This window comes from Pseudomonas sp. NGC7 (genome assembly GCF_047159675.1).
Classification (GTDB): Bacteria; Pseudomonadota; Gammaproteobacteria; order Pseudomonadales; family Pseudomonadaceae; genus Aquipseudomonas; species Aquipseudomonas kermanshahensis.
Window position 1 is genome coordinate 1,521,906 of the sequence record NZ_BAAFZY010000001.1, and the last position, 25,757, is coordinate 1,547,662.

Consider the following 25,757-nt stretch of genomic DNA (forward strand, 5'->3'; position numbering starts at 1 on the left):
GACTGCAAATAACAGCAATAACACTGCCTCACTGAGCTAAAGGACACTTCATGCAATACCAGAGCACGCCCGAGCGCTTGCAGCGCGGGCTGAAGAATCGCCATATCCAGCTGATCGCGCTGGGTGGGGCCATCGGCACCGGGCTGTTCCTGGGGATCGCCCAGACCATTCAACTGGCCGGCCCTTCCGTTTTGCTGGGCTACGCCATCGCCGGCCTGATGGCTTTCTTCATCATGCGCCAGTTGGGCGAAATGGTGGTCGAAGAGCCGGTAGCCGGCAGCTTCAGCCACTTCGCCCACCAGTATTGGAGCGAGTTCGCAGGCTTCGTTTCGGGCTGGAACTACTGGGTGGTGTACGTGCTGGTGGGCATGGCCGAACTGACCGCCGTGGGCATCTATGTGCAGTACTGGTGGCCCGATTTCCCCACCTGGGCGACGGCGGCGATCTTCTTCGTGGCGATCAACCTCATCAACCTGACCCAAGTGAAGGTCTACGGGGAGATGGAGTTCTGGTTCGCCTTGGTCAAGGTAGTGGCCATCGTCAGCATGATTGGCTTTGGTGCCTGGCTGCTGAGCAGCGGCCACGGCGGCCCGGACGCCAGCGTGGCCAACCTGTGGCAATACGGCGGGTTCTTCCCGAATGGCGTCACTGGCCTGATCATGGCCTTGGCTGTGATCATGTTCTCTTTCGGTGGGCTGGAGCTGGTGGGTATCACCGCCGCCGAGGCAGATAACCCGCGTCAGAGCATTCCCAAGGCCACCAACCAGGTGGTCTACCGCATCCTGATTTTCTACATCGGCGCCCTGGCGGTGCTGTTGTCGCTGTACCCGTGGCAGAAGGTGGTGCAGGGGGGCAGCCCGTTCGTGATGATTTTCCATGAGCTGGACAGCGACCTGGTGGCGACCATCCTCAATGTCGTGGTGCTGACGGCGGCGCTGTCGGTCTACAACAGCTGCGTCTACGCCAACAGCCGCATGCTGTTCGGCCTGGCCAGCCAGGGGGATGCGCCGCGCCAGCTGCTCAAAGTCAGCCGCAGTGGTGTGCCGCTGACGGCGCTGGGGGTTTCGGCGTTTGCTACGGGCATGTGCGTACTGATCAACTACCTGATGCCCGGTGAAGCCTTTGGCTTGCTGATGGCCCTGGCAGTGTCGGCGCTGGTGATCAACTGGGCGAGCATCAGCATCACCCACCTCAAATTCCGCAAAGCCAAGCTGGCGTCGGGTATTACCCCGTTCTACCAGAGCTGGGGGCACCCGGTTACCAATTACCTGTGCCTGGCATTCATCGTGCTGATTCTGGTCGTGATGTACCTGACGCCGCCGATTCGCATCTCGGTGATGCTGATTCCGGGTTGGATTGCGGTGCTTTGGGTCGCGTTCCGGTTGAAGAAGGCCCGGCAGGGCTGAGGGCTTGTGGCGCCCTCCGCTGGCCTCAGTGCTGCCGCCGCCACGCACGTACGGTGGTGTACAGCAGCACCAAGGCCAGCACTGGCAGGACATAGAACAGCATGAGCCGCTCCAGGCGGCCGGCCAATGGCATGCCGGTGGTAAAGGCCACCACATGCAGCCCATAGGCCAGGTACAGGCAGAGAAACACCAGGCCTTCAGCGCGGGTGATCCGGTAGCCCGAATAGAACACGGGTAGGCTCAAGACGGCGACGCCCAGCATCACGGGCAGGTCGAAGGCCAGCGCGTTGGGTGAGATCGACAGCGGTTCAGGGGTGATCAGCGCGGTCAGGCCCAGCACGCCCAGCAGGTTGAACAGGTTGCTGCCGATCACCGTGCCAACGGCGATTTCCCGTTCGCCGCGAAGGGCGGCAATCATCGCGGCGGCCAGCTCTGGCAATGACGTGCAGACCGCGACCACGGTCAGGCCGATGATGCGTTCGGAAAGGCCCAGGTCAGTCGCCACCTCAACGGCGGCTTCCAGCAGCAAGTGGCCGGCCAGGCTCAGCAGGCCAAGGCCAAGCGCAATCTGCAGCAGCGTGCTTGACCAGAAGCGTGCGCCACTGACCTTGATGTTGCTGGGCGCGGGGTAGGTGCGAGCGTAATGGCGTGATTGATGCCAGAGCATGACCAGGTAGCCCACCAGCGCCAGCAACAGCAGCAGGCCCTCCCCGCGGCCCAGGTAGCCATTGGCGGCCAGCGCATACACCAGCGCACTGGCGACGATCATCAAGGGGATGTCCAGACGAACCAGTTGGCGTGAAACACGCAGCGGGATGATCAGCGCGGCCAGGCCAAGAATCACCAGTACGTTGAAGATGTTGCTGCCAATCACGCTGCCGACGGCGACATCCGGTGCGCCCTGGAAGGCGGCCTGTAGGCTTACCGTGAGCTGCGGTGCGGTGCTGCCGAAGGCCACCAGGCTCAGCCCGATGATCAGTGGGCGCACGTGCAGGCGCAAGGCCAGGCGCAGGGCCATGCGTACCAGCAGCTCGGCACCGCAGGCCAGCAGCAACAAGGCGACGCCCAGTTGCAGGAGGCTGAAGGTGGGAAGGGTGGCCAGGTCGAAAATGGTCAGGGCTCCAGTAGGGTCAGTCGCTCAGACCTTGTACCCGGACGCGCGCCGTTCCGCTACGGAGCATGCCGATTTTTTCTGCTGCAGCGCGTGACAGGTCAATCAGCCGGCCGCGTGTATGCGGGCCGCGGTCATTGATGCGCACCACCACGCTGCGTTGGTTGGCGAGGTTGGTGACCAGCACGCGGCTGCCGAACGGCAGGCTGCGGTGAGCGGCGGTAAGGCCGTGCTGGTTGAAAGGTTCGCCACTGGCCGTGCGTTTGCCGTGGTGGCGCGAGCCGTAATAGGAGGCGGTGCCGGTCTTGTCGTAGCCGCGGGGGTCGATGTCGTGGCTGGCACAGCCGGCCAGCAGGGAGAATAGGGCGAGGGTCCCGAGGGATCGTTTTAGCAAGTCTGATGCTCCGGTGCTGCCATTGGGGCCGCTGTGCGGCCTTCGCGGGCTTGCCCCGCGAACGAGGGCGCAGCCCTCGCCGCATTTTTCAGCTCACCCTTCGAGCTTGGCTTTGAGCAATTGGTTCACTTGCCCCGGGTTGGCCTTGCCCTTCGACGCCTTCATCGCCTGGCCGACGAAGAAGCCGAACATCTTGCCGCGCTTGGCCTCGTCGGCGGCGCGGTACTGTTCGACCTGTTCGGCATTGGCAGCCAGCATTTCGTCGAGCATCTTGTCGATCGCACCGGTGTCGGTGACCTGCTTCAGGCCCCGGCTCTCGATGATGCTGTCTGCATCGCCTTCACCGGCGGCCATGGCCTCGAACACGGTTTTGGCGATCTTGCCGCTGATGGTGTTGTCGCTGATACGCAGCAGCATGCCACCCAGCTGCTCGGCGCTGACCGGCGCCTGGTCAATCTCGACGCCCAGCTTGTTCAGCAGGCTGCCCAGCTCGACCATGACCCAGTTGGCTGCCAGCTTGGCGTCGCCACCAATCTTCACCACTTGTTCGAAGTAGTCTGCCTGTTCGCGGCTCGATGCCAGCACGTTCGCGTCGTAGGCCGACAGGCCGTACTGGCTCTGGAAGCGCTCGACCTTCTGCGGCGGCAGCTCTGGCAGGCCGGCGCGGATGGTGTCGAGGAAGCTGTCCTCGATGACCACCGGCAGCAGGTCTGGGTCGGGGAAGTAACGGTAGTCGTTGGCTTCCTCCTTGCTGCGCATGGAGCGGGTCTCGTCCTTGTTCGGGTCGTACAGGCGGGTTTCCTGGATGACCTTGCCACCGTCTTCGATCAGGTCGATCTGGCGCTGGATCTCGCTGTTGATCGCGCGTTCGATGAAGCGGAACGAGTTGACGTTCTTGATCTCGCAGCGGGTACCGAACTCGGCCTGGCCTTTTGGCCGGATCGACACGTTGCAGTCGCAGCGCAGCGAGCCTTCGGCCATGTTGCCGTCGCAGATGCCCAGGTAGCGCACCAGGGCGTGGATCGCCTTGACGTAGGCCACGGCTTCTTTGGCGCTACGCATGTCCGGCTCGGAAACGATTTCAAGCAGCGGCGTGCCGGCGCGGTTCAGGTCGATGCCGGTGGAGCCGCTGAAGTCTTCGTGCAGGCTCTTGCCGGCGTCTTCCTCCAGGTGCGCACGGGTCACGCCGATGCGCTTGATGGTGCCGTCTTCCAGAGCGATGTCCAGGTGGCCCTTGCCGACGATCGGCAGGTCCATCTGGCTGATCTGGTAGCCCTTGGGCAGGTCGGGGTAGAAGTAGTTCTTGCGCGCGAACACGTTGCGCTTGCCGATCTCGGCATCGATCGCCAGGCCGAACATGCACGCCATGCGCACGGCTTCCTGGTTCAGCACCGGCAGTACACCGGGCATGCCCAAGTCAACCAGGCTGGCCTGGGTGTTCGGCTCGGAGCCGAAGGTGGTGGCGCTGCCGGAGAAGATCTTCGACTGGGTGGCGAGCTGAGTATGAATTTCCAGCCCGATCACAACTTCCCATTGCATGTGTGAACTCCTCAGAAGCCGTTGGGGGCGCGGGTGTGCCAGTCGGTCACTTGCTGGTAGCGGTGCGCGACGTTGAGCAGGCGGCCTTCCTGGAAGTAGGGCGCCAGCAGTTGCACGCCGACCGGCAGGCCATCGACGAAGCCAGCCGGCATCGACAGGCCCGGCAGGCCCGCCAGGTTGGCGGTGATGGTGTAGACGTCTTCCAGGTAGGCGGCGACGGGGTCGCTGCTCTTGGCGCCGAGCTTCCAGGCCGGGTTCGGCGTGGTCGGGCCGAGGATCAGGTCAACACCTTCGAACGCGGCCATGAAGTCGTTCTTGATCAGGCGACGAATCTGCTGGGCTTTGACGTAGTAGGCGTCGTAGTAGCCGGCCGACAGGGCGTAGGTGCCCACCATGATGCGGCGCTGCACTTCGGCACCGAAGCCTTCGCCACGGGAACGCTTGTACAGGTCGGTCAGGTCTTTTGGCGCTTCGCAGCGGTAGCCGAAGCGCACGCCGTCGAAACGCGACAGGTTGGAGGATGCCTCAGCAGGCGCGATCACGTAGTACGCCGGGATGGCGTGCTGCATGTTCGGCAGGCTGATTTCCTTGACCACGGCGCCGAGCTTTTCCAGCTCCTTGACACTGGCTTGCACCAGGTCAGCGATGCGCGGGTCCAGGCCTGCGCCGAAGTATTCCTTCGGCAGGCCGATGCGCAGGCCTTGCAGCGAAGCGTTGAGGTTGGCGCTGTAGTCCGGCACCGGCTCTTCGATGCTGGTGGAGTCCTTGGTATCGAAACCGGCCATGCCTTGCAGCAGCAGCGCGCAGTCTTCGGCCGTGCGGGCCAGCGGGCCGCCTTGGTCGAGGCTGGAGGCGTAAGCGATCATGCCCCAGCGCGAAACACGACCGTACGTCGGTTTCAGGCCAGTCAGGTTAGTCAGCGCTGCCGGCTGTCGGATCGAGCCGCCAGTGTCGGTGCCGGTGGTGGCCGGCAGCAGGCGCGCGGCGACTGCCGCAGCCGAGCCGCCCGACGAACCGCCCGGGACGTGCTCCAAGTTCCACGGGTTTTTCACCGGGCCGTAGTGGCTGGATTCGTTGGCCGAACCCATGGCGAATTCGTCCATGTTGGTCTTGCCCAGGGTGACCATGCCGGCTTCAGCCAGCTTGGCGACCACGGTGGCATCGTACGGCGCCTTGAAGTTGTCGAGCATCTTCGAGCCGCAGCTGGTGCGTACGCCGTTGGTGCAGAACAGGTCCTTGTGGGCAATGGGCGCACCCAGCAGGGCGCCAGCCTCGCCAGCGGCGCGACGGGCGTCAGCGGCACGGGCCTGGCCCAGGGCCAGTTCCTCGGTGACGCTGATGAAGCTGTTGATTTGCGGGTCGAGCTGTTTGATGCGCGCCAGCAGGGCGCCCGTCAGCTCTTCGGAGGAAAACGACTTGTCGGCGAGTCCGCGGGCGATCTCGGCCAGGGTCAATTGGTGCATGGCAGGCTCTATCCCTTACTCGATGACTTTGGGAACCAGGTACAGACCGCTTTCGGTCGACGGTGCGATGGCCTGGTAGGTCTCGCGCTGGTTGCTTTCGGTGACCTGGTCGGGACGCAGTCGCTGGCTGGCCTCCAGGGGGTGGGCGAGGGGCTCGATGCCAGTGGTGTCGACCGCTTGCATCTGGTCGACCAGCCCGAGAATGCTGTTCAGTGCATCGGTAATGCGTGGCAGTTCGCCATCATTCAGCCCCAGACGGGCCAGATGGGCGATCTTTTCCACGTCGCAGCGTTCAAGCGCCATGGGGATCTCCAGGGGAAACAAAGAACGGAATTAGGGTCCGTGATGAGGAACATGTCGGCATTCTGGCGGTCATACGGCCGCGATCATCTGCTGGCGTGCTCGGAAAAACGACCAATTTAACATATTGGCTCCTTGCCCAAAATCCCTGCCATTGTTAGAGTTTGCCGCACTTTTTTACCCACGCTTTCCCCAGGGTCACTTTCCCATGTTCAAGAAACTGCGTGGCATGTTTTCCAGCGATCTTTCCATCGACCTGGGTACTGCCAACACCCTTATTTACGTGCGTGAGCGCGGTATCGTCCTGAATGAGCCCTCGGTTGTTGCCATCCGTACCCATGGCAATCAGAAAAGCGTCGTCGCCGTCGGTACCGAAGCCAAACGCATGCTGGGCCGTACGCCCGGCAACATTGCTGCCATTCGTCCGATGAAGGACGGCGTCATTGCCGACTTCAGCGTTTGTGAAAAAATGTTGCAGTATTTCATCAACAAGGTTCACGAGAACAGCTTCCTGCAGCCCAGCCCTCGCGTGCTGATCTGCGTGCCGTGCAAGTCGACCCAGGTAGAGCGCCGCGCGATTCGCGAGTCGGCCCTGGGTGCCGGTGCCCGTGAAGTGTTCCTGATCGAAGAGCCAATGGCCGCCGCCATCGGTGCCGGCCTGCCGGTCGAAGAAGCCCGTGGTTCGATGGTCGTCGATATCGGTGGTGGTACCACTGAAATCGCCCTGATCTCGTTGAACGGCGTGGTTTACGCCGAATCCGTCCGCGTCGGCGGCGACCGCTTCGACGAAGCCATCGTGACCTACGTGCGCCGCAACTACGGCAGCCTGATCGGCGAGTCCACCGCCGAGCGCATCAAGCAGGAAATCGGCACCGCCTACCCAGGTGGCGAAGTGCGCGAAGTTGATGTCCGCGGCCGTAACCTGGCCGAAGGCGTACCGCGTGCCTTCACCCTGAATTCCAACGAAGTGCTGGAAGCCCTGCAAGAATCCCTGGCGACCATCGTCCAGGCGGTCAAAAGCGCCCTGGAGCAATCGCCGCCGGAGCTGGCCTCCGACATCGCCGAGCGTGGCCTGGTGCTGACCGGTGGTGGCGCGCTGCTGCGCGACCTCGACAAACTGCTGGCCCAGGAAACTGGCCTGCCGGTGATCGTCGCCGAGGACCCGCTGACCTGTGTCGCCCGTGGCGGCGGTCGCGCCCTGGAGATGATGGACAAGCACGCGATGGACCTGCTCTCCAGCGAGTGATGCTGCTCGCTGTTCCTGAGCGCCCGGTTTACAGGTAGCACGCACAGTGCTACCTGTATGCGCTGGGCTGGCGTCCGTCCGGGCGTCGTTTCCGTCAACCCGCAACCAGGCTGGTGCGTTGTCCCATGTCCAATGACCTCCTGAGTCGTCCACGAGGAACGGCCCATTAAACCGCTTTTCTCCAAGGGCCCTTCGCTGGGCGTTCGTCTGCTCGTATTGGTGGTGCTGTCGGTCGCGCTGATGGTGGTCGATGCACGCTTTGCCGTGCTCAAACCCGTGCGCAGCCAGATGGGCCTGGTATTGATGGAGTCGTACTGGATCACCGATTTGCCGCAGCGTTTGTGGCAAGGCGTGGCAGGCCAGTTCGGCAGCCGTACCGAACTCATCGCGGAAAACGAAAAACTCAAGACCGAGGCCCTGCTGTTGCAGGGGCGCCTGCAGAAGCTGGCGGCCCTGACCGAGCAGAACGTGCGCTTGCGTGAACTGCTCAACTCATCCGCCCTGGTCAACGAAAAGGTTGAAGTGGCCGAGTTGATCGGCGTCGACCCCAACCCGTTCACGCACCGCATCCTGATCAACAAGGGCGAGCGCGATGGCGTGTTCCTCGGCCAGCCAGTGCTCGATGCCCGCGGCCTGATGGGCCAAGTGGTCGAGTTGATGCCCTACACCTCGCGGGTACTGTTGCTGACCGATACCACCCACAGCATTCCGGTGCAGGTCAACCGCAACGGCCTGCGCGCCATCGCCAGTGGCACCGGCAACCCGGAGCGCCTGGAGCTACGCCATGTGGCCGATACCGCCGACATCAAGGAAGGCGACCTGCTGGTCAGTTCCGGCATGGGCCAGCGCTTCCCGGCGGGTTACCCGGTGGCCACGGTCAACGAAGTGATTCACGACTCCGGCCAGCCGTTCGCCATCGTTCGCGCCATCCCTACCGCCGCGCTCAACCGCAGCCGCTACATGCTGCTGGTGTTCAGCGACCGACGCAGCCCGGAGCAACGCGCCACTGACGCCGCGATCGCGCAGGAAGAGGCCGACCGCAAAGGCACGTCGGTGGGCGTCCAGCCTGGCGCCAATGGCGAGCAGGGCGCGCCTGCCACCCCGGCGGCGACGCCTGCAGCACCTGCAGCCGCTACCCCGCAGCCAACCGCGGCCCCTATAGCGCCGGCCGCACCTGCGGCAGCGCCCGCCCAACCTCGGAGGCAATGATGGCTGCATCACGCCGTAATAATGGCTGGGTCATTTGGCTGACGTTCGCCATCGGCCTGCTGCTCAGCGTTTCGCCGATGCCGCAGTTCATGGAAGTGTTCCGGCCTATGTGGCTGGCGTTGCTGGTGTCGTTCTGGACACTCGCGGTACCGAGTAAGGTCGGCATGACCACGGCCTTCGTACTAGGGCTCGCCGAGGATGTGCTGTATGGCACGTTGCTGGGGCAGAACGCGCTGATCCTGACCTTGATCACCTTCCTGGTGCTGTCATTGCAACAGCGCCTGCGCATGTTCCCGATGTGGCAGCAGAGCCTGGTGATTCTGGTGATTTTCGGTATTGCCCAGTTGATCCAGCTGTGGCTCAGTGCCTTGACCGGTAACCGCCTGCCGACCTTGGCGCTGGTGTGGTCAGCCGTCATCAGTGCCTTGCTCTGGCCATGGATCAGCTTTGCCCTGCGCGACCTGCGCCGACGCTTGCGTATAAATTGACGGCGTTGCCGCGACTGACAGGGAGATGTCTACATGAACCCGCTTTACCTGGCCTCTGGCTCGCCACGTCGTCGTGAATTGCTGACCCAGATCGGCGTACCGTTCACCACGGTCAGCGCCCCCATCGATGAAACCCCGCTCGCCGACGAAGGCGCCGCAGCCTATGTCGAGCGCCTTGCCCGGGCCAAGGCAGAGGCTGGCCTGGCCTGCCTCCAGGGCCCGGCTGTCGTCCTGGGCGCAGATACGGCGGTGGTCCTCGAAGGCCGTATTCTCGGCAAACCCGAAAACCGCGAACATGCCCTGGCCATGCTGGCCGACCTGTCTGGCCGCGAGCATCAGGTGCTGACGGCTGTCGCCCTGAGCGATGGCCAGCGCAGGCAAAGCCTGTGCGTCAGCAGCAACGTCCGTTTTCGTACCATCAGCGCCGATGAAGCCGCCCGTTATTGGGCCAGCGGCGAGCCTGCCGACAAAGCCGGTGGCTATGCCATCCAGGGGCTGGCGGCGGTATTCGTCACCGCCCTGACGGGCAGCTACTCCGCCGTGGTCGGCTTGCCGTTGAGCGAGACCGCCGATCTGCTGGCCCAGTTCGGCATTGCCTGCTGGCAGTTGCCCGCGCTTTCTTCAGAGGTAACAAACCCGCGGTAGCCAGTACCGCGTACGCGATCCATCATTATCCAAGACCTTTGACGAGAGCCTGCCATGAGTGAAGAGATCCTGATCAACATCACCCCGATGGAGTCACGTGTGGCGGTGGTGGAAAACGGGGTGCTGCAGGAAGTGCACGTCGAGCGCACCCTGCGCCGCGGCATCGTCGGCAATATCTACAAGGGCAAGGTGGTGCGCGTGCTGCCCGGCATGCAGGCGGCCTTCGTCGACATCGGCCTGGAGCGGGCGGCGTTCATCCACGCCTCGGAGATCTCCCAGCGCGAAGGCTCGGCGGTAGAGAACATTACCGCGCTGGTGCATGAAGGCCAGGCCCTGGTGGTACAGGTGACCAAAGACCCGATCGGCACCAAGGGCGCACGCCTGACCACGCAGTTGTCGATCCCTTCGCGTTACCTGGTGTACATGCCGCGCAGCAGCCATGTCGGTATTTCCCTGAAGATCGAAGACGAAGCTGAGCGTGATCGCCTCAAGCAGGTGGTCAGCAGCTGCATGGACAGCGAGAACATCAAGGATGCCGGTGGTTTCATCTTGCGTACTGCCGCCGAAGGCGCGCGCGCTGAAGAAATCCTCCAGGACATCCGCTACCTGCGCCGCCTGTGGGAGCAGATCGGCAGCCAGATCCAGAGCTGCGGCGCACCCACGGTAATCTACGAAGACCTCGGCCTGGCACTGCGTACCCTGCGCGACCTGGTCAACCCGAAGATCGAGAAAATCCGCATCGATTCGCGCGAAACGTTCCAGAAAACCACGCAGTTCGTCGGCGAGCTGATGCCGGAAATCGCCGATCGCCTCGAGCATTACCCTGGCGAACGGCCGATCTTTGACCTGTACGGCGTCGAAGACGAGATCCAGCGCGCCCTGGAGCGCAAGGTGCCGCTCAAATCCGGCGGCTACCTGGTGGTCGACCCGGCTGAAGCGATGACCACCATCGACGTCAACACCGGCGCCTTTGTCGGCCATCGCAACCTCGAAGAGACCATCTTCAAGACCAACCTCGAAGCCGCCACCGCCATTGCCCGGCAACTGCGTCTGCGCAATATCGGCGGCATCATCATCATCGACTTCATCGACATGGAAGATGAAGAGCACCAGCGCCAGGTGCTGCGCACCCTGGAAAAACAGCTCGAGCGTGATCACGCCAAGACCAACATCATTGGCATTACCGAGCTGGGCCTGGTGCAGATGACCCGCAAGCGCACCCGCGAGAGCCTCGAGCAGGTGCTGTGCGAGCCGTGCTTGGCTTGCCAGGGGCGCGGCAAGCTGAAAACCCCCGAGACCATCTGCTACGAAATCTTCCGTGAAATCCTCCGCGAGGCCCGTGCCTATCAGGCCGAGGGCTACCGCGTGCTGGCCAATCAGAAGGTGGTCGACCGGCTACTGGACGAGGAGTCCGGCAACGTTGCGGAGCTTGAAACCTTCATCGGCCGAACTATCCGCTTCCAGGTCGAGTCGATGTACTCGCAGGAACAATACGATGTGGTGCTGCTCTGAGGCTTCGCGAAACGCGCCACAGGATGGCCGGGCTGGCAAAACCGGCACTTAGGGCCATCATGGATAAACGACCTGGAGGGCCATGGCCATGGGACGTCTGACCCGCGTTCTTGTCGCCTCGACCCGCTGGGGGCTGGGCATTTGCGCGCTGCTGGCGGTGTTGGTGGCGCTGTACGTTAGCGTTGGCCGGCAACTGGTGCCGCTGGTGGCCGAATACCGGGCCGATGTCGAGCACAAGGCCGAGCAAGCGTTGGGCTTGCCGGTGCACGTTGGTGCCCTGGAGGGCCGCTGGAGCGGGCTTGCGCCTGTACTGCGCGTTCGCGACCTGCAATTGGGCGAAGGTGCTGGCGCGTTGCGCCTGGACGAGGTCAAGCTGGTGCCAGACCTCTGGGCCAGCCTGACCTCCCGTGAGGTGCGCCTGGCACGTATCCAGCTGGGTGGCTTGCAACTGATCCTGCGCGAAGACGCGCAAGGCGCCTGGAACCTCGAAGGGCTGCCGAAGAAGGATGATGCCCCGCTCGACCCCGCCGAGTTGCTGCAGCGCCTGCGCCAGCTGGGGCGCATCGATGTGTTCGACAGCCAGGTAACCCTGCATCCCTGGCAGCGCGACCCCCTGACCTTGACCTACGTGAGCGTGGGCTTGCAGGCCGGTGCCTCGCGCCAGGCCCTCGACCTGCGCGCCACGCTGCCTGACGGCCAGCCCCTGGCGCTGAACCTGCGCAGCCGCGCGTCGGCCGAGGCCTGGCGCGATGGCCAGGTTGCCGCCTACCTGAGCCTGCCGCAAAGCGACTGGGCACGCTGGTTGCCGCCGAGCCTGCTGGGCAAGTGGCACGCCAGCGCATTGCGCGCGGGTGGCGAGTTCTGGGTCGACTGGGGCAAAGGCCAGTTGCAGCAAGCCGTGGTCCGGCTCAATGCGCCCCAGCTACAAGGCGCTTATGCCGAGCGCAAAGCAGCGACCTTGGAGAACCTGGCGTTGTCTGCGTGGTTCCAGCGCAACGAGCAAGGTTTTGATGTGATGGTCGATTCCCTGGCCATGAATATCGGCAAGAACCGTTGGGAATCCCACCTTCAATTACGTCAGCGCCCAGGGCAGGCTCCCGCTGATGAGCGCTGGCAAGTGCAGGCCGACCGCCTCGACCTCACCCCCTTGACCCCGTTGATCGATGCCTTGGCACCGCTGCCGGACAACCTCATGGCCGTGGTTGATGGCCTGAAAGTCACCGGCGCGCTGCGCAACGTGCGCCTGGAGGCGCGGCCCAAAGCCGAAGGCGACCAGCGCCTGCAGTTTGCCGCCAACCTAGAGAAGGTTGGTTTCAACGCATACCACGGTGCCCCCGCGGCCGGCAATGTCAGCGGCAGCGTCAGTGGTGACCTGGGCCACGGCGAGCTGCGGCTGGATACCGATGCGTTCATGCTGCACCTGTACCCGATCTTCGCCAAACCCTGGCATTACCAGCAGGCCAATGCGCGCCTGACCTGGGCCCTCGACAAAGAAGGCTTCACCCTCGTCGCGCCCTACCTGAAGGTACTGGGCGAGGAGGGCAAGATCGCCGGTGACTTCCTCATTCGCCTGCTGTTCGAAGAGGGCCGCGAGGACTACATGGACCTGCGCGTCGGCTTGACCGAGGGCGATGGCCGCTACACGGCCAAGTACCTGCCCGAAGTGCTGAGCCCGGCCCTCGACGAATGGCTGCGCAGTGCGATCGTCAAAGGCACCGTGGACGAGGGTTACTTCCAGTACCAAGGCTCGCTGAACCATGGCGCCGCGCCAGAGGCGCGCAGTATCAGCCTGTTCTTCAAGGTGCGCGACGCGGTATTGGACTTCCAGCCCGGCTGGCCACAGGTGCAGCAGGTGGACGGTGATGTGCTGATCGAGGACAGCGGTGTGCGCATCAAGGCTCACCATGGCCTGTTGCTCGACACCAAGGTCAGTGACGTCAGTGTCGATATCCCCCACGTCGAGGGTGACCAGCACAGCCACCTGTATCTCGATGGCGATTTCGACGGGGGCCTGGACGACGGCCTGAAAATTCTCAAAGAGGCGCCGATCGGCACGGGCGAGATCTTCGCCGGCTGGGAAGGCGAGGGCCCGCTCAAGGGCAAGGTCAAGCTCGATATCCCCCTGGCCCACGGGGAACGGCCCAAAGTTCAGGTGGACTTCGCCACCGCTGATGCCCGCCTCAAGGTGGCCCCGCCTAGCCTGGAGTTGAACCGCCTGAAAGGCGACTTCAGCTTCGATTTGGACAAAGGGCTCAGTGGCAAGAACATCAGCTTGCAGGCGTTCGGCAAGCCGGTCACCGCGCAGATCGTTGCCGAGGGCGCGCCAGGGCAGATGCAGACCCGCATCAACGCCAATGGCCAGGTCGCGCTGAAGGCGCTGACCGAGTGGCTGCAATTCAACCAGGCCTTGCCGGCCTCGGGCGACTTGCCGTATCAGTTGCAGCTCAACCTGGGCAGCCGGGACAACAGCCTTAGCGTCAATTCCTCACTCAAGGGCCTTGCCATCGACTTGCCTGCGCCCTTCGGCAAGGCCGCTGCGGACACCCGCGACAGCCGTTTCAGCATGAACCTGCAAGGCTCGGAGCGACGCATTGACGCCGGTTATGCCGACCTCGCGCGCTTCGCCTATGCCGCGCCTTCCGACAAGCTGGCCCAGGGCCGCGGCGAATTGCTGCTGGGCAAGGGGCAGGCGCAAGTACCGGCCGGCCAAGGCTTGCGCGTACGTGGGCGCCTGGAAACACTCGACCTGGCCCCGTGGCAGGCCAAGGTGGCCAGCCTGGGCGGTGATGACCCCGGTGGCAGTGCGCGGCAGATCCTGCAAAGCGTCGACCTGAGCATTGGCCAACTGAAGGCCTTCGGCATGGACCTCAACCAGGCGGTGGTACGCCTGGCCCGGGGTGGCCCGGCGTGGGACCTGCGGCTGGACAGCAAGGAAGTCATCGGCAACGCACGCGTGCCGGATGCCAAGGGCGCGCCCATGTCGATTCGCTTGCAGACCTTGCGCCTGCCGGCGGCCGACCCGGCCCAGGCCCAGGCCGAGGAAGGGCCTGACCCGTTAGCCTCGTTCGACCCGCGCAAGGTACCTGCGCTGGACCTGAGCATCGACAAGCTCTACCGCGGCGACGACCTGTTCGGCAGCGCCTCGATCAAGCTGCGCCCAACCGCGCGCGGCGTGTCGGCAGACGATATCGACCTGGACTTCAAAGGCCTGCGCATCGACGGCGGCGGTGGCTGGGAAGGCCAGCCGGGCAGCACCAGCAGCTGGTACAAAGGGCGCCTGGATGGCAAAAACCTGGCCGATGTGCTCAAGGCGTGGGGGTTCGCGCCTACCGTGACCAGCCGCGATTTCCGCCTGGATGTCGATGGCCGTTGGCCCGGTTCACCTGCCTGGGTGGGCCTGAACCGCTTCTCTGGGAGCATGGACGCGGCATTGCGTACCGGCCAGTTTGTCGAAGTCGAAGGCAGTGCCCAGGCCTTGCGCGTGTTCGGCCTGCTCAATTTCAACTCCATCGGTCGTCGCCTGCGCCTGGACTTCTCCGACCTGTTCGAAAAAGGGCTGGCCTATGACCGGGTCAAGGGCCTGCTGGTGGCCAGTAATGGCGTGTACGTGACCCGTGAACCGATTACGGTGACCGGCCCTTCGAGCAACTTCGAGCTCGAGGGCACCTTGGACATGGTCCGTGACCGGGTGGATGCCAACCTGCAGGTGACCCTGCCGGTCACCAACAACCTGCCGCTGGCTGCGTTGATCGTCGGTGCTCCAGCGGTCGGGGGCGCGCTGTTCCTTGTGGATCGGTTGATCGGCGACCGGGTCTCACGTTTTGCCAGCGTGCATTACCGCGTCGAGGGGCCGTGGAAAGAGCCTAGAATCACATTTGTGAAACCTTTCGAGAAATAGCGCCAGGAGTAGTCATGAAGGCAGCGGTGATCCAGATGGTCAGCCAGGACGACGTGCTGGCCAACCTGCAGCGGGCCGGCGCCCTGCTTGAGCAGGCCGCGCTCGGTGGCGCACGCCTGGCCGTGCTGCCAGAGAACTTCGCTGCGATGGGGCGCAAGGATGCTGCGGCGATCGGGCGTGCCGAAGCCTTGGGGGAAGGGCCTATCCTGCCCTGGTTGAAACGCACGGCGCGCGACCTCAAGTTATGGATTGTCGCCGGCACGTTGCCGTTGCCACCGGTCGGCCAACCTGATGCCAAGGCCCATGCCTGCTCGTTGTTGATCGATGAAGACGGTGAAGTGGCCGCGCGCTATGACAAGTTGCACCTGTTCGACGTGGACGTCGCCGACAACCGCGGCCGTTATCGCGAGTCTGACGATTATGCCCATGGCGCACAGGTGGTGGTGGCCGATACCCCGGTGGGGCGCCTGGGCTTGAGCGTATGCTATGACCTGCGCTTTCCCGAGTTGTACAGCGCATTGTGCGCAGCCGGGGCAGAACTGATCACCGCACCTGCCGCCTTCACGGCGGTGACGGGGGCGGCGCACTGGGACGTGCTGATTCGCGCGCGCGCCATCGAGACCCAGTGCTACCTGTTGGCCGCAGCACAGGGCGGCACCCATCCAGGGCCACGGGAAACCCATGGCCATGCAGCGATCATCGACCCTTGGGGGCGGATCGTTGCGCAGCAGGCGCAGGGCGAAGCGGTATTGCTCGCCGAGCGCGACATTGACGAACAAGCGTCCATTCGGGCGCGCATGCCGGTGGTATCGCACCGGCGCTTTTTCTCGCAGGACGCCTTGCGGCCTGCGCACACCTCGGAGTGACTATGAGCCAGATGTTATCCACCGTCAGCGAGCAGCTCCTGGCCCCAGGCGGATTGACCCTGGACAGCCTGCAGGCTGTGCTGGGTGAGTTGGCCGGCCCGGGCATCGATGCCGCCGACTTGTATTTCCAGGGCCAGATCTCGGAAACCTGGGCGCTCGAGGACGGCATCGTCAAAGAGGGCAGCTTCAACCTGGATCAGGGCGTGGGCGTACGTGCCCAATCCGGTGAAAAGACCGGCTTCGCCTACAGCAATGCCATCAACCTGGAAGCCTTGACCTCGGCGGCCCGCGCCGCGCGTTCGATTTCCCGCGCTGGGCAGAATGGCACGGTACAGGCGTTCCGTAGCCAGGATGTGACCGCCCTGTATGCTCCGGACAACCCGCTGGATGTGCTGACGCGCGCCGACAAGGTCGACCTGCTCAAGCGTGTCGACGCGGAGACCCGTGCGCTGGACCCGCGTATCCAGCAGGTCAGCGTGAGCATGGCCGGGGTCTGGGAGCGCATTCTCATCGCCGCGGCTGACGGCAGCCTGGCCGCCGACGTGCGCCCGCTGGTGCGTTTCAACGTCAGTGTCATCGTCGAACAGAATGGCCGCCGCGAACGCGGTGGCCAGGGCGGTGGCGGGCGTACCGACTACCGGTTCTTCACCAAAGAGAAGGTCATGGGCTATGCCCGTGAGGCCTTGCGCCAGGCGCTGGTGAACCTGGAAGCGATTCCAGCGCCGGCGGGCACCTTGCCGGTGGTGCTGGGCTCGGGTTGGTCGGGTGTGTTGTTGCATGAGGCGGTAGGCCATGGCCTGGAAGGCGACTTCAACCGCAAGGGCAGCTCGGCGTTCAGTGGCCGCATCGGTGAGCAGGTGGCGTCGAAGCTGTGCACCATCGTCGACGACGGCACCCTTGAAGGCCGCCGTGGCTCACTGAGCGTGGATGACGAAGGCACCCCGACCGAGTGCACCACGCTGATCGAAAACGGTGTGCTCAAAGGCTACATGCAGGACAAGCTGAACGCCCGCCTGATGGGCATGGCGGTGACCGGCAACGGCCGTCGCGAGTCCTACGCGCATCTGCCGATGCCACGTATGACCAACACCTACATGCGTGCCGGCGAGAGCGACCCGCAAGAAATCATCGCCTCGGTGAAAAAAGGCATCTACTGCGCCAACCTTGGTGGTGGCCAGGTGGATATCACCAGCGGCAAGTTCGTGTTCTCCACCAGTGAGGCGTACCTGATCGAGGACGGCAAGATTACTGCGCCGGTCAAAGGGGCAACGCTGATTGGTAACGGACCGGAGGCGATGAGCCGCGTGTCGATGGTCGGCAATGACCTGGCCCTGGACAGTGGTGTCGGGACCTGCGGCAAGGATGGGCAATCGGTGCCGGTAGGGGTAGGGCAGCCGACGCTGAAGCTGGATGCGATCACAGTTGGCGGTACTGGCGCGTGATGGCGTTGGGGACCGCTTTGCGGTCCTTTCGCAGCGCAAGGCTGCTCCTACAGGTATCGCATGCCTCTGTAGGAGCAGCCTTGCGCTGCGAATGGGCCGCAACGCGGCCCCACGGCATCAACGCAAGCCGCGCTGCAGCTCGTCGAGGTCGCGGATGTACTTGAACACCTTGCGCGCAGCAGCAGGCGGCTTGTTCCGCGCTTTTTCGTGCTGGGCATGGCGGATCAGCGAGCGCAGTTGCTGGCGATCGGTGTCGGGGTATTCGTTGACGAAGCGCTCGAGGTCTTCGTCATTACCGTCGATGAGCCGGTCGCGCCAGCGCTCCAGGCCGTGGAAGCGTTCGTTGTACTGGCGGGTCGAGCTGTCCATCTGTTCGAGCAAGGCATGGATGGCGTCCAGGTCCTGGACGCGCATCAGCTTGCCGACGAACGACATGTGCCGTTTGCGGGCTCCGTGAGCTGTGTGCTTGCTGGCCTCGGCCAACGCTTTGCGTAGCTCGTCGGTCAACGGCAGGCGTGCCAGGGTGTCAGCCTTGAGCGTAGTGAGGCGCTCGCCGAGTTCAACCAGTTCATGCAGTTCGCGCTTGATCTGGGTTTTGCTTTTTTCGCCGTCGTAGGCGTCGTTTGAATCAACCATGGTGGCAGTCCGCTAGAAATCGCCGCCATGATAACCAGTCGGGGGCCGCTTGTCCGGCCCGGTCGTAGAATGACCCTCGCCGAACGCAGAATTTGAGTGGAGAGAACCATGAGTGCAGTCCAGAGCGTAGGTCCGAAAGACCTGCCAGCGTTGCAGGAACAGGTCGAAGCGATCATCGCCGAAGCGCGTCGCCAGGGTGCCAGTGCCTGCGAAGTTGCGGTGTCGCTGGAGCAGGGCCTGTCCACCACGGTGCGCCAGCGTGAGGTCGAAACGGTCGAGTTCAACCGTGACCAAGGCTTTGGCATCACCCTCTATGTCGGCCAGCGCAAAGGCTCCGCCAGCACCTCCGCGAGTGGCCCAGACGCGATCCGCGAGACCGTTGCCGCAGCCTTGGCCATCGCCAAGCACACCTCCGAAGACGAGTGCTCGGGGCTGGCCGATGCCGCGTTGATGGCGCGGGAAATCCCGGACCTGGACCTTTATCACGACTGGGATATCGAACCCGAGAAGGCGATCGAGATGGCCCTGGCCTGCGAGGCCGCGGCGTTCGACGCTGATGCCCGCATTCTCAACGCCGATGGCACCACCCTTAACACCCATCAAGGGTGCCGGGTGTACGGCAACAGCCACGGATTCATCGGTGGTTATGCGTCGACCCGGCACAGCCTGAGCTGTGTGATGATCGCTGAGGGCGAAGGGCAGATGCAGCGTGACTACTGGTATGACGTAAACCGCCAAGGCACCTTGCTGGCTGACCCGCGTAGCATCGGCCAGCGCGCAGCCCAGCGTGCGGCCAGCCGCCTCGGCGCGCGCCCCGTACCAACGTGCGAAGTGCCGGTGCTGTTCTCGGCGGAGCTGGCCGGCGGCCTGTTCGGCAGCTTCCTTTCGGCGATTTCCGGTGGCAACCTGTACCGCAAGTCATCGTTCCTTGAAGGCACACTCGGCCAGCGCCTGTTCCCAAGCTGGCTGACCCTCGATGAGCGCCCGCATATTCCTCGGGCCTTGGGCAGTGCCGCGTTCGATGGCGATGGCTTGGCAACTTATGCCAAACCGTTCGTCGACAAAGGTGAGTTGGTGTCGTACCTGCTGGGCACCTATTCCGGGCGCAAGCTCGGGCTGCCGAGCACGGCCAACTCCGGTGGTGTTCACAACTTGTACGTAACCCATGGCGTCGAAGACCAGGCTGCCCTGATCCGCCGCATGGGGCGTGGCTTGCTGGTGACCGAGCTGATGGGGCATGGCCTGAACATGGTGACCGGCGATTATTCGCGTGGGGCTGCGGGTTTCTGGGTCGAGAACGGCGAGATTCAGCATGCGGTGCAGGAAGTGACCATCGCCGGGAACATGAAGGATATGTTCCAGCAAATTGTCGCGATCGGTAACGATCTAGAGACACGCAGCAATATCCATACAGGCTCGGTGCTGATCGAGCGAATGACGGTTGCAGGGAGCTGATAGGTAACCTGCTCTGGCCTCTTCGCGGGTAACCCGCTCCCACAGGATCACCGACTGGCTTCAGGTACTGTGGGAGCGGGTTTACCCGCGAAGAGGCCGGCACAGCCCAGTCTGTTTCAGACTGATTTAGAGAACCCGGCCCTGGTGCCGGGTTTTTTTTATGCGTCCGACCTCACTGCTTTAGTCTATTCATACTTGAAGTGATTCTATTTATCACTTAATAATGAATATCATTACCCAGTTGCTTGGCGATGGTGTTCATGAAATCCGTCCTTCACGAATTGCCCTATTTGGAAAACTGGCGCTGGCTCAGTCGGCGCATTCGCTGCGCGCTCGAGCCCGATGAGCCGCGCCTTATCGAGCACTACCTGGCCGAAGGCCGTTACCTGGTGTGCTGCACCGAAACCTCGTCCTGGACGGTGGCGTTGACCTCCTTCCGCCTGCTGCTGGATACCGCCTGCGACCGCATGCTGCCGTGGCATTGGCGCTGCCTGTGCCTGGACCAGGCCTGGCGCCCGTTGCTGGACCTGCGCAACCTCGACCGCCGCGAACAGAACCAACGCTGGCAGCCCTACGCCCTGCAGTTGGCCAACTGCGTGCTGCTGCCTTCGATTTCTCCCGATGAACTGATGCAAGGATTAGACGATGAGTAATACCCGTATCGAGCGTGACAGCATGGGTGAGCTTCAGGTGCCTGCCGAGGCCCTGTATGGCGCCCAGACACAGCGCGCGGTCGACAACTTCCCGATCAGCGGCCAGCGCATGCCGGCCCAGTTCATTCGCGCATTGCTGCTGGCCAAGGCGGCAGCGGCCAAGGCCAACATCGAGCTGGAGCAAGTGACCGCCGACCAAGGCCAGGCCATCGTGAAGGCGGTCGAGCAACTGCTTGCGGAAGACTTTATCCAGCATTTCCCGGTGGACGTGTTCCAGACAGGTTCCGGCACCAGTTCGAACATGAACGCCAACGAAGTGATCGCCACCCTGGCCAGCCGGGTGCTCGGTGATGCGGTCAATGCCAACGACCATGTGAACTGCGGCCAGAGCAGCAACGACATCATCCCGACCACCATCCATGTCAGTGCCGCCTTGGCGCTGCAGGAGCAGCTACTGCCAGCGTTGCGGCACCTGGTGCAGGTGATCGAGGCCAAGTCGGTGCAGGTGCACGCCTTTGTAAAAACCGGCCGCACTCACCTGATGGACGCCATGCCCGTGCGCATGAGCCAGGTGCTCGACGGCTGGGCGGCGCAAATCAACGGCGCGCTGGCGCACATTGAAGCGACCCTGCCGAGCTTGCAGGCGCTGGCCCAGGGCGGTACGGCCGTCGGGACCGGCATTAACGCCCATCCACAGTTCGCTGCCGGTTTCGCGCGTCAGCTGAGTGCCCTGACCCAGGTCGAGTTCACCCCCGGGCAAAACCTGTTTGCGCTGATCGGCTCGCAAGACACGGCGGTGGCCCTTTCCGGCCAGCTCAAGACCACCGCCGTGGCACTGATGAAAATCGCCAACGACCTGCGCTGGATGAACTCCGGCCCCTTGGCCGGCCTTGGCGAGATCGAGCTGCAAGGCTTGCAGCCGGGCTCGTCGATCATGCCGGGCAAGGTCAACCCAGTGATCCCGGAAGCCACCGCCATGGTCGCCGCGCAGGTGATCGGCAATGACGCGACCATCGCCATCGCCGGGCAGTCGGGCAACTTCGAGCTGAACGTCATGTTGCCGGTGATTGCCCGCAACCTGCTGGAAAGCATCGAGCTGATGGCCAACGTCAGCCGCCTGCTGGCCGACAAGGCCATCGCCACCTTCAAGGTCAATGAAAGCAAGCTCAAAGAGGCGCTGGCGCGCAACCCGATCCTGGTCACTGCGCTGAACCCGATCATCGGCTACCTCAAGGCTGCCGAAATCGCCAAGACCGCCTACAAGCAGGGCCGCCCGATCATCGACGTGGCGCTGGAACACACCGACTTGTCGCGTGACCAGCTCGAGGCTCTGCTGGACCCGGAAAAACTCACGGCCGGCGGTATCTGACTCAGCGTCACCGCCGAGCGTACGAGCCATTGCGCTCAGGAGAAACGTCATGCAGCACTGGAAACGCACCACTGAAACCGCCAACCGCCTGTTCGAGCAAGGTGAATGGGTCGATGCCCGGGAACACTACCTGCAAGCCTTGGCCTTGGCCCAGGTGCTGTTCGAGCGCTGGCATGACGTCGACGAAGCGGTGGCGGTGTTCGTCATCGCTCACCACAACCTGGCCGACCTGCACCTGCGCCTGAACCAGCCGCACGAGAGCGCCGACTACCTGTGCTCTGCACACCAGCGCCTGCTCCAGGCCAGCCAGGAAGCGCGCTTGCCCCAGGCGCTGCGGGATGCAGCGCTGCGCCACAGTTCACGCACCTACACCGAATTGCTGAGTTTCATTGCCGAGTACGGACAGTACCCGCGCACCGAGCGCCTGCTCAACCGTCACGCCCCCGCCGCCAGCGAGCTGGCCGCGCAAACAGGCGTGACACCCAGAACCCACGCTTACGGAATCCATTGATATGCCACATACCTTGCCTGCGTTGCCTTATGCCTACGATGCGCTGGAGCCGCACATCGATGCCCAGACCATGGAAATTCACCACAGCAAGCACCACCAGACCTACATCAACAACCTCAACGCTGCCATCGAAGGCACCGAATGGGCCGAATGGCCGGTGGAGCAGCTGGTAGGCGCGGTCAAGCAGTTGCCAGAAAAGCTGCAGGCTGCCGTGATCAACCAAGGCGGCGGCCACGCCAACCACACACTGTTCTGGACGGTGATGGCGCCACACGGCGGCGGCCAGCCACACGGTCAGGTTGCCAAGGCCATCGAGGCCGAGCTGGGTGGGTTCGACGCGTTCAAGGACGCCTTCACCAAAGCAGCGCTGACCCGCTTTGGCAGTGGCTGGGCCTGGCTCAGCGTCACCCCGGGTAACACGTTAGTGGTCGAAAGCAGCGGTAACCAGGACAGCCCGCTGATGCACGGCAACACGCCGATTCTCGGGTTGGACGTGTGGGAGCACGCCTACTACCTGAAATACCAGAACCGTCGCCCTGAATACATCGGTGCCTTCTACAACGTCGTCGACTGGGCGGAAGTGGAACGTCGTTATCTCGAAGCCTTGAAGTGAGTCGATCCGGTATGCGTTCACAGGTGTTGTCCGTCAGCAGCGTGCGTCTGTTTCGTCTGGCGATAGGAACCTTGCTGTTGCTGGCGGGCACAGCATTGCTGCTGGCGCAGGGCATTGCCTGGCTGGGCCTGGAGCCGCGCATGCTGCGTGCCCTCGAAGGGGGCGCATTGTGTGCGTTGGGGACAGCGCTGGGCGCGGTACCGGTGTTGGTGATTCGTAACATGCCGGTGGCGCTGGCCGACACACTGCTGGGCTTCGGCGCGGGTGTGATGCTGGCGGCCACCGCGTTTTCCCTGATCATCCCGGGGCTGGAGGCGGCGCAAGGCATAGGCTTCAGCCCTTGGGGCGCGGGCGGCCTGATCAGCTTTGGCCTGATGTTTGGCGCCTTGTGCCTGTTCCTGGTCGACCTCAAGGTCTCCGGTGCCTCGCCAGAAGCCTTGGTCGGCACGGACAACCAGCCAGTGATCGCCGCGCGAATCTGGTTGTTCGTGATCGCCATCATCGCCCACAACATTCCTGAAGGCATGGCCATCGGCGTGTCTGCGGGCGGCGGCATGGCCGATGCCGACAGTTTGGCGATGGGCATCGCTTTGCAGGATGTGCCGGAAGGGCTGGTGATTGCGCTGGTGCTGGCGGGGGCGGGCATGCCGCGTTTCAAGGCATTCCTGATTGGTGCCGCTTCAGGCCTGGTCGAACCGGTGGCAGCGGTTATCTGTGCCTGGCTGGTGAATGTTGCCGAACTACTGTTGCCGTTGGGCCTGGCGTGTGCCGCAGGGGCGATGCTGCTGGTGGTGACCCAGGAGATCATCCCCGAGTCGCGTAGCAATGGGCATCACCGTCTGGCCAGTTTGGGGTTGTGTATCGGCTTTTGCCTGATGATGGTGATGGACACGGCGATGTCTTGAATTGATTGCGCCATGATGATTGTGTCGTGGTTGCGACCGTTCGGCGGGAGATTGTCTGGGCCTGTAAGGCCGAGCGCCGCCCGCGCGGCGCTCGATCTCACAGGCGCTGAAGGTGTTGTGACAAGCCCAGCGTTCCCTACTCGCCTTCGTCGAAGTAGTTGTTGATCAACTCGACCAGCGCGTCCAGCGCGTCGTTGTCCTGTTCGCCTTCGGTCAGCAAGTGCACTTCGGTGCCTTTGCCTGCCGCGAGCATCATCACCGCCATGATGCTCTTGCCGTCCACCAGCTTGTCTGGCGCGCGGCCTACCCTGACCTGGCAGGGAAAGCGCCCGGCCACGCCGACGAACTTGGCCGCCGCCCGGGCATGCAGGCCCAGCTTGTTGATGATGGTGATTTTGCGGGCGGGCATCGTGGGGTGGATCCTGTGGGCTAGAGGTCGCGGTGGCGGACCTGGACGTTTTTCAGGGATTGCTGCAGCAACGTGCCGAGGCGTTCGGTCAGGTACACCGACCGGTGATGGCCACCAGTGCAGCCAATGGCGATGGTGACATAGGCGCGGTTGCTGGCGGCGAAGCGGGGCAGCCATTTAAGCAGGTAGCTGGAAATGTCGTTGAACATCTCTTCGACGTCCGGCTGGGCGGCGAGGTAGTCGATTACCGGTTGTTCGAGACCAGAATGCTCACGCAATTCGGGCTTCCAGTAGGGGTTGGGCAGGCAGCGCACGTCGAACACCAGGTCGGCATCGACCGGCATACCACGCTTGAAGCCAAAGGATTCGACCAGGAACGCGGTGCCAGGCTCTGGTTGGTTGAGCAGGCGCAGCTTGATCGAGTCGCGCAACTGGTAAAGGTTGAGGCTGGTGGTGTCGATCTTGAGGTCGGCAAGGTCGGCGATCGGCCCCAGCATGTCGCTTTCAACGCGTATCGCCTCTGCCAAGGAACGGTCGGCATTGGTCAGCGGGTGGCGCCGACGGGTCTCCGAAAAGCGCTTGAGCAGGGTGTCTTCGTCGGCATCCAGGTACAGCACATCACACTTGATATGCCGGGCACGGGCCTCTTCGAGCAGCTCGGGGAAACGCGTCAGGTGGCTGGGCAGGTTGCGCGCGTCAATCGACACGGCGACCTTGGGTTGCAGCAACTCGGTATTGATCAAGGCATCTTCCGCAAGCTGCGGCAGCAGCCCGGCGGGAAGGTTGTCGATGCAATAGAAACCGTTGTCTTCCAGGACATCGAGGGCGGTGCTCTTGCCGGAGCCGGACCGGCCGCTGACGATGATCAGGTGCATGTTCAGTGCTCGTTCTGTACGTCCAGGACAACCTGGTACAGGGCCTCGTCACTGCTGGCGGCACGCAGGCGATCACGAACCTCTTTGCGATCGAGCATGCTGGCGATCTGGCGCAGCAGTTCCAGGTGCGCATCGGTGGCAGCTTCGGGCACCAGCAGGACGAACAGCAGGTCCACAGGCGCGCCATCGATGGCGTCGTAGTCGATCGGTGCCTCCAGGTGCAGCAATGCGCTGACCGGGGCGGTACATCCTTCGAGTCGGCAGTGGGGGATGGCGATGCCGTTGCCGAAACCGGTCGAGCCGAGCTTTTCACGGGCGACCAGTTTTTCGAAGACGTCTTGCATCTCCAGTTCTGGCACTTGGTTGGCGATGAGATTGGCGACCTTTTCGAGGGCGCGCTTCTTACTGCCGCCCGGCACGTTCACGAGGGAACGGCCGGGGGTCAGGATGGTTTCAAGTCGGATCATGGATGAGGGGGATCAGCGGGCAGCTGCACCTTGCAGCAGGCTTTGCTGTTTTTCCTTGTGTTTTTTCAGTTGGCGGTCGAGCTTGTCGGCCAAGGCGTCGATCGCTGCATACATGTCTTCGTGTTCCGCGTTGGCTACCACTTCACCGCCCGGAATCTGCAGGGTCGCTTCGACCTTCTGCTGCAGCTTCTCGACCTTCATGATGACCTGCACGTTAGTGATCTTGTCGAAGTGACTTTCCACGCGGGCGAGCTTTTCAAGCACATAATCGCGCAGCGGCTGGGTGACTTCTACATGCTGTCCACTGATATTGACTTGCATACAGCTTCTCCTTTATTGCCCGTG

The 25,757-nt window shown here is 63.3% G+C and carries 25 protein-coding genes; 15 read left to right on the forward strand and 10 right to left on the reverse strand.

Going from position 1 to position 25,757, the window contains the following annotated elements; translation table 11 throughout:
• Window positions 1-50: 50 nt before the first annotated feature.
• Window positions 51-1,406, forward strand: a complete 1,356-nt coding sequence (locus ACMCNM_RS06970) for an amino acid permease (RefSeq protein ID WP_412764131.1) — start codon at window positions 51-53, stop codon at window positions 1,404-1,406.
• A gap of 25 nt (window positions 1,407-1,431) precedes the next feature.
• On the opposite strand, the gene ACMCNM_RS06975 is transcribed toward ACMCNM_RS06970, so the two are convergent.
• The 5 genes from ACMCNM_RS06975 to gatC all read right to left on the reverse strand — a co-directional run bounded on the left by ACMCNM_RS06975 (window position 1,432) and on the right by gatC (window position 6,216).
• The gene (locus ACMCNM_RS06975) at window positions 1,432-2,475 is read right to left on the reverse strand and encodes a calcium/sodium antiporter (RefSeq protein WP_027595584.1); all 1,044 of its coding nucleotides are present in this window, start codon (window positions 2,473-2,475) and stop codon (window positions 1,432-1,434) included.
• Between the two features lie 61 nt (window positions 2,476-2,536).
• The gene (locus ACMCNM_RS06980) at window positions 2,537-2,911 is read right to left on the reverse strand and encodes a septal ring lytic transglycosylase RlpA family protein (protein WP_027595585.1); all 375 of its coding nucleotides are present in this window, start codon (window positions 2,909-2,911) and stop codon (window positions 2,537-2,539) included.
• Between the two features lie 93 nt (window positions 2,912-3,004).
• On the reverse strand, window positions 3,005-4,450 hold the full coding sequence (gene gatB / locus ACMCNM_RS06985; RefSeq protein WP_085272653.1) for an Asp-tRNA(Asn)/Glu-tRNA(Gln) amidotransferase subunit GatB: 1,446 nt from the start codon (window positions 4,448-4,450) through the stop codon (window positions 3,005-3,007).
• Window positions 4,451-4,461: 11 nt separating this feature from the next.
• Window positions 4,462-5,913 carry an Asp-tRNA(Asn)/Glu-tRNA(Gln) amidotransferase subunit GatA gene (gatA, locus tag ACMCNM_RS06990; protein WP_085272654.1) on the reverse strand — a complete coding sequence of 484 codons (1,452 nt, stop codon included), beginning with the start codon at window positions 5,911-5,913 and terminating at the stop codon, window positions 4,462-4,464.
• 15 nt (window positions 5,914-5,928) lie between these two features.
• Complete coding sequence (gene gatC, locus ACMCNM_RS06995; protein ID WP_412764132.1) at window positions 5,929-6,216, reverse strand: Asp-tRNA(Asn)/Glu-tRNA(Gln) amidotransferase subunit GatC; 288 nt, start codon at window positions 6,214-6,216, stop codon at window positions 5,929-5,931.
• A gap of 205 nt (window positions 6,217-6,421) precedes the next feature.
• Between gatC and mreB the strand changes: the two genes are divergently transcribed.
• The 8 genes from mreB to tldD all read left to right on the forward strand — a co-directional run bounded on the left by mreB (window position 6,422) and on the right by tldD (window position 17,519).
• Window positions 6,422-7,459 (forward strand): rod shape-determining protein MreB, encoded by a 1,038-nt coding sequence (gene mreB, locus ACMCNM_RS07000; protein ID WP_003255163.1) that lies wholly within the window; start codon window positions 6,422-6,424, stop codon window positions 7,457-7,459.
• Between the two features lie 195 nt (window positions 7,460-7,654).
• A complete protein-coding gene (mreC, locus tag ACMCNM_RS07005) occupies window positions 7,655-8,668 on the forward strand; it encodes a rod shape-determining protein MreC (protein ID WP_189662653.1) in 1,014 nt (337 codons plus the stop codon).
• Window positions 8,668-9,156 carry a rod shape-determining protein MreD gene (gene mreD, locus ACMCNM_RS07010; protein ID WP_027595590.1) on the forward strand — a complete coding sequence of 163 codons (489 nt, stop codon included), beginning with the start codon at window positions 8,668-8,670 and terminating at the stop codon, window positions 9,154-9,156. The genes mreC and mreD overlap by 1 nt, the downstream gene beginning before the upstream one ends.
• Window positions 9,157-9,189: 33 nt before the next feature.
• A complete protein-coding gene (locus tag ACMCNM_RS07015; protein WP_238210397.1) occupies window positions 9,190-9,801 on the forward strand; it encodes a Maf family protein in 612 nt (203 codons plus the stop codon).
• A gap of 54 nt (window positions 9,802-9,855) precedes the next feature.
• Entirely contained in the window at window positions 9,856-11,313 is a 1,458-nt protein-coding gene (rng, locus tag ACMCNM_RS07020) for a ribonuclease G (RefSeq protein ID WP_027595592.1), read from the forward strand.
• Window positions 11,314-11,395: 82 nt separating this feature from the next.
• Window positions 11,396-15,211 carry a YhdP family protein gene (locus ACMCNM_RS07025; RefSeq protein ID WP_412764133.1) on the forward strand — a complete coding sequence of 1,272 codons (3,816 nt, stop codon included), beginning with the start codon at window positions 11,396-11,398 and terminating at the stop codon, window positions 15,209-15,211.
• A gap of 14 nt (window positions 15,212-15,225) precedes the next feature.
• The gene (locus tag ACMCNM_RS07030) at window positions 15,226-16,077 is read left to right on the forward strand and encodes a carbon-nitrogen hydrolase family protein (RefSeq protein ID WP_412764134.1); all 852 of its coding nucleotides are present in this window, start codon (window positions 15,226-15,228) and stop codon (window positions 16,075-16,077) included.
• Window positions 16,078-16,079: 2 nt separating this feature from the next.
• Window positions 16,080-17,519, forward strand: coding sequence for a metalloprotease TldD (tldD, locus tag ACMCNM_RS07035; RefSeq protein WP_412764135.1), 1,440 nt, complete (start codon window positions 16,080-16,082; stop codon window positions 17,517-17,519).
• Between the two features lie 117 nt (window positions 17,520-17,636).
• Here tldD and yjgA read toward each other — a convergent pair whose 3' ends face one another.
• A complete protein-coding gene (gene yjgA, locus ACMCNM_RS07040; protein WP_027595596.1) occupies window positions 17,637-18,155 on the reverse strand; it encodes a ribosome biogenesis factor YjgA in 519 nt (172 codons plus the stop codon).
• 108 nt (window positions 18,156-18,263) lie between these two features.
• Between yjgA and pmbA the strand changes: the two genes are divergently transcribed.
• From pmbA to ACMCNM_RS07070, 6 genes are all read left to right on the forward strand, one after another.
• Window positions 18,264-19,610: a metalloprotease PmbA gene (pmbA, locus tag ACMCNM_RS07045; protein ID WP_275749284.1), complete on the forward strand. Its 1,347-nt coding sequence runs from the start codon at window positions 18,264-18,266 to the stop codon at window positions 19,608-19,610.
• A 251-nt stretch (window positions 19,611-19,861) separates the two neighbouring features.
• Complete coding sequence (locus tag ACMCNM_RS07050; protein WP_027595598.1) at window positions 19,862-20,263, forward strand: hypothetical protein; 402 nt, start codon at window positions 19,862-19,864, stop codon at window positions 20,261-20,263.
• Window positions 20,256-21,632 carry a class II fumarate hydratase gene (locus ACMCNM_RS07055; protein ID WP_412764136.1) on the forward strand — a complete coding sequence of 459 codons (1,377 nt, stop codon included), beginning with the start codon at window positions 20,256-20,258 and terminating at the stop codon, window positions 21,630-21,632. Before ACMCNM_RS07050 ends, ACMCNM_RS07055 begins: the two co-directional genes overlap by 8 nt.
• Window positions 21,633-21,681: 49 nt before the next feature.
• Window positions 21,682-22,143, forward strand: a complete 462-nt coding sequence (locus tag ACMCNM_RS07060; protein ID WP_027595600.1) for a hypothetical protein — start codon at window positions 21,682-21,684, stop codon at window positions 22,141-22,143.
• Window position 22,144: 1 nt separating this feature from the next.
• Window positions 22,145-22,756, forward strand: coding sequence for a superoxide dismutase (locus ACMCNM_RS07065; RefSeq protein ID WP_099452995.1), 612 nt, complete (start codon window positions 22,145-22,147; stop codon window positions 22,754-22,756).
• Window positions 22,757-22,767: 11 nt separating this feature from the next.
• On the forward strand, window positions 22,768-23,661 hold the full coding sequence (locus ACMCNM_RS07070) for a ZIP family metal transporter (RefSeq protein WP_027595602.1): 894 nt from the start codon (window positions 22,768-22,770) through the stop codon (window positions 23,659-23,661).
• A 136-nt stretch (window positions 23,662-23,797) separates the two neighbouring features.
• Here the strand turns inward: ACMCNM_RS07070 and ACMCNM_RS07075 are convergent, their stop codons facing one another.
• From ACMCNM_RS07075 to hpf, 4 genes are read right to left on the reverse strand one after another with little or no spacing between them, the layout of a single operon-like run.
• On the reverse strand, window positions 23,798-24,070 hold the full coding sequence (locus ACMCNM_RS07075; RefSeq protein ID WP_186675631.1) for an HPr family phosphocarrier protein: 273 nt from the start codon (window positions 24,068-24,070) through the stop codon (window positions 23,798-23,800).
• Between the two features lie 20 nt (window positions 24,071-24,090).
• Window positions 24,091-24,945: an RNase adapter RapZ gene (rapZ, locus tag ACMCNM_RS07080; protein WP_027595604.1), complete on the reverse strand. Its 855-nt coding sequence runs from the start codon at window positions 24,943-24,945 to the stop codon at window positions 24,091-24,093.
• Between the two features lie 2 nt (window positions 24,946-24,947).
• Window positions 24,948-25,412, reverse strand: a complete 465-nt coding sequence (gene ptsN / locus ACMCNM_RS07085; RefSeq protein ID WP_099453000.1) for a PTS IIA-like nitrogen regulatory protein PtsN — start codon at window positions 25,410-25,412, stop codon at window positions 24,948-24,950.
• A 12-nt stretch (window positions 25,413-25,424) separates the two neighbouring features.
• On the reverse strand, window positions 25,425-25,733 hold the full coding sequence (gene hpf / locus ACMCNM_RS07090; RefSeq protein WP_003255135.1) for a ribosome hibernation-promoting factor, HPF/YfiA family: 309 nt from the start codon (window positions 25,731-25,733) through the stop codon (window positions 25,425-25,427).
• Window positions 25,734-25,757 lie beyond the last annotated feature (24 nt).

Coding starts and splice junctions, on each gene's coding strand:
- gatA (WP_085272654.1), bottom strand. CDS start 5,913: ATGCACCAATTGACCCTGGCCGAGATCGCCCGCGGACTCGCCGACAAG.
- mreD (WP_027595590.1), top strand. CDS start 8,668: ATGGCTGCATCACGCCGTAATAATGGCTGGGTCATTTGGCTGACGTTC.
- ACMCNM_RS07055 (WP_412764136.1), top strand. CDS start 20,256: ATGAGTAATACCCGTATCGAGCGTGACAGCATGGGTGAGCTTCAGGTG.
- tldD (WP_412764135.1), top strand. CDS start 16,080: ATGAGCCAGATGTTATCCACCGTCAGCGAGCAGCTCCTGGCCCCAGGC.
- ACMCNM_RS06970 (WP_412764131.1), top strand. CDS start 51: ATGCAATACCAGAGCACGCCCGAGCGCTTGCAGCGCGGGCTGAAGAAT.
- yjgA (WP_027595596.1), bottom strand. CDS start 18,155: ATGGTTGATTCAAACGACGCCTACGACGGCGAAAAAAGCAAAACCCAG.
- ACMCNM_RS07075 (WP_186675631.1), bottom strand. CDS start 24,070: ATGCCCGCCCGCAAAATCACCATCATCAACAAGCTGGGCCTGCATGCC.
- ACMCNM_RS07025 (WP_412764133.1), top strand. CDS start 11,396: ATGGCCATGGGACGTCTGACCCGCGTTCTTGTCGCCTCGACCCGCTGG.
- ptsN (WP_099453000.1), bottom strand. CDS start 25,412: ATGATCCGACTTGAAACCATCCTGACCCCCGGCCGTTCCCTCGTGAAC.
- rapZ (WP_027595604.1), bottom strand. CDS start 24,945: ATGCACCTGATCATCGTCAGCGGCCGGTCCGGCTCCGGCAAGAGCACC.
- ACMCNM_RS07050 (WP_027595598.1), top strand. CDS start 19,862: ATGGTGTTCATGAAATCCGTCCTTCACGAATTGCCCTATTTGGAAAAC.
- hpf (WP_003255135.1), bottom strand. CDS start 25,733: ATGCAAGTCAATATCAGTGGACAGCATGTAGAAGTCACCCAGCCGCTG.
- ACMCNM_RS07065 (WP_099452995.1), top strand. CDS start 22,145: ATGCCACATACCTTGCCTGCGTTGCCTTATGCCTACGATGCGCTGGAG.
- ACMCNM_RS07060 (WP_027595600.1), top strand. CDS start 21,682: ATGCAGCACTGGAAACGCACCACTGAAACCGCCAACCGCCTGTTCGAG.
- gatB (WP_085272653.1), bottom strand. CDS start 4,450: ATGCAATGGGAAGTTGTGATCGGGCTGGAAATTCATACTCAGCTCGCC.
- ACMCNM_RS07030 (WP_412764134.1), top strand. CDS start 15,226: ATGAAGGCAGCGGTGATCCAGATGGTCAGCCAGGACGACGTGCTGGCC.
- mreB (WP_003255163.1), top strand. CDS start 6,422: ATGTTCAAGAAACTGCGTGGCATGTTTTCCAGCGATCTTTCCATCGAC.
- ACMCNM_RS07070 (WP_027595602.1), top strand. CDS start 22,768: ATGCGTTCACAGGTGTTGTCCGTCAGCAGCGTGCGTCTGTTTCGTCTG.
- pmbA (WP_275749284.1), top strand. CDS start 18,264: ATGAGTGCAGTCCAGAGCGTAGGTCCGAAAGACCTGCCAGCGTTGCAG.
- ACMCNM_RS07015 (WP_238210397.1), top strand. CDS start 9,190: ATGAACCCGCTTTACCTGGCCTCTGGCTCGCCACGTCGTCGTGAATTG.
- gatC (WP_412764132.1), bottom strand. CDS start 6,216: ATGGCGCTTGAACGCTGCGACGTGGAAAAGATCGCCCATCTGGCCCGT.
- rng (WP_027595592.1), top strand. CDS start 9,856: ATGAGTGAAGAGATCCTGATCAACATCACCCCGATGGAGTCACGTGTG.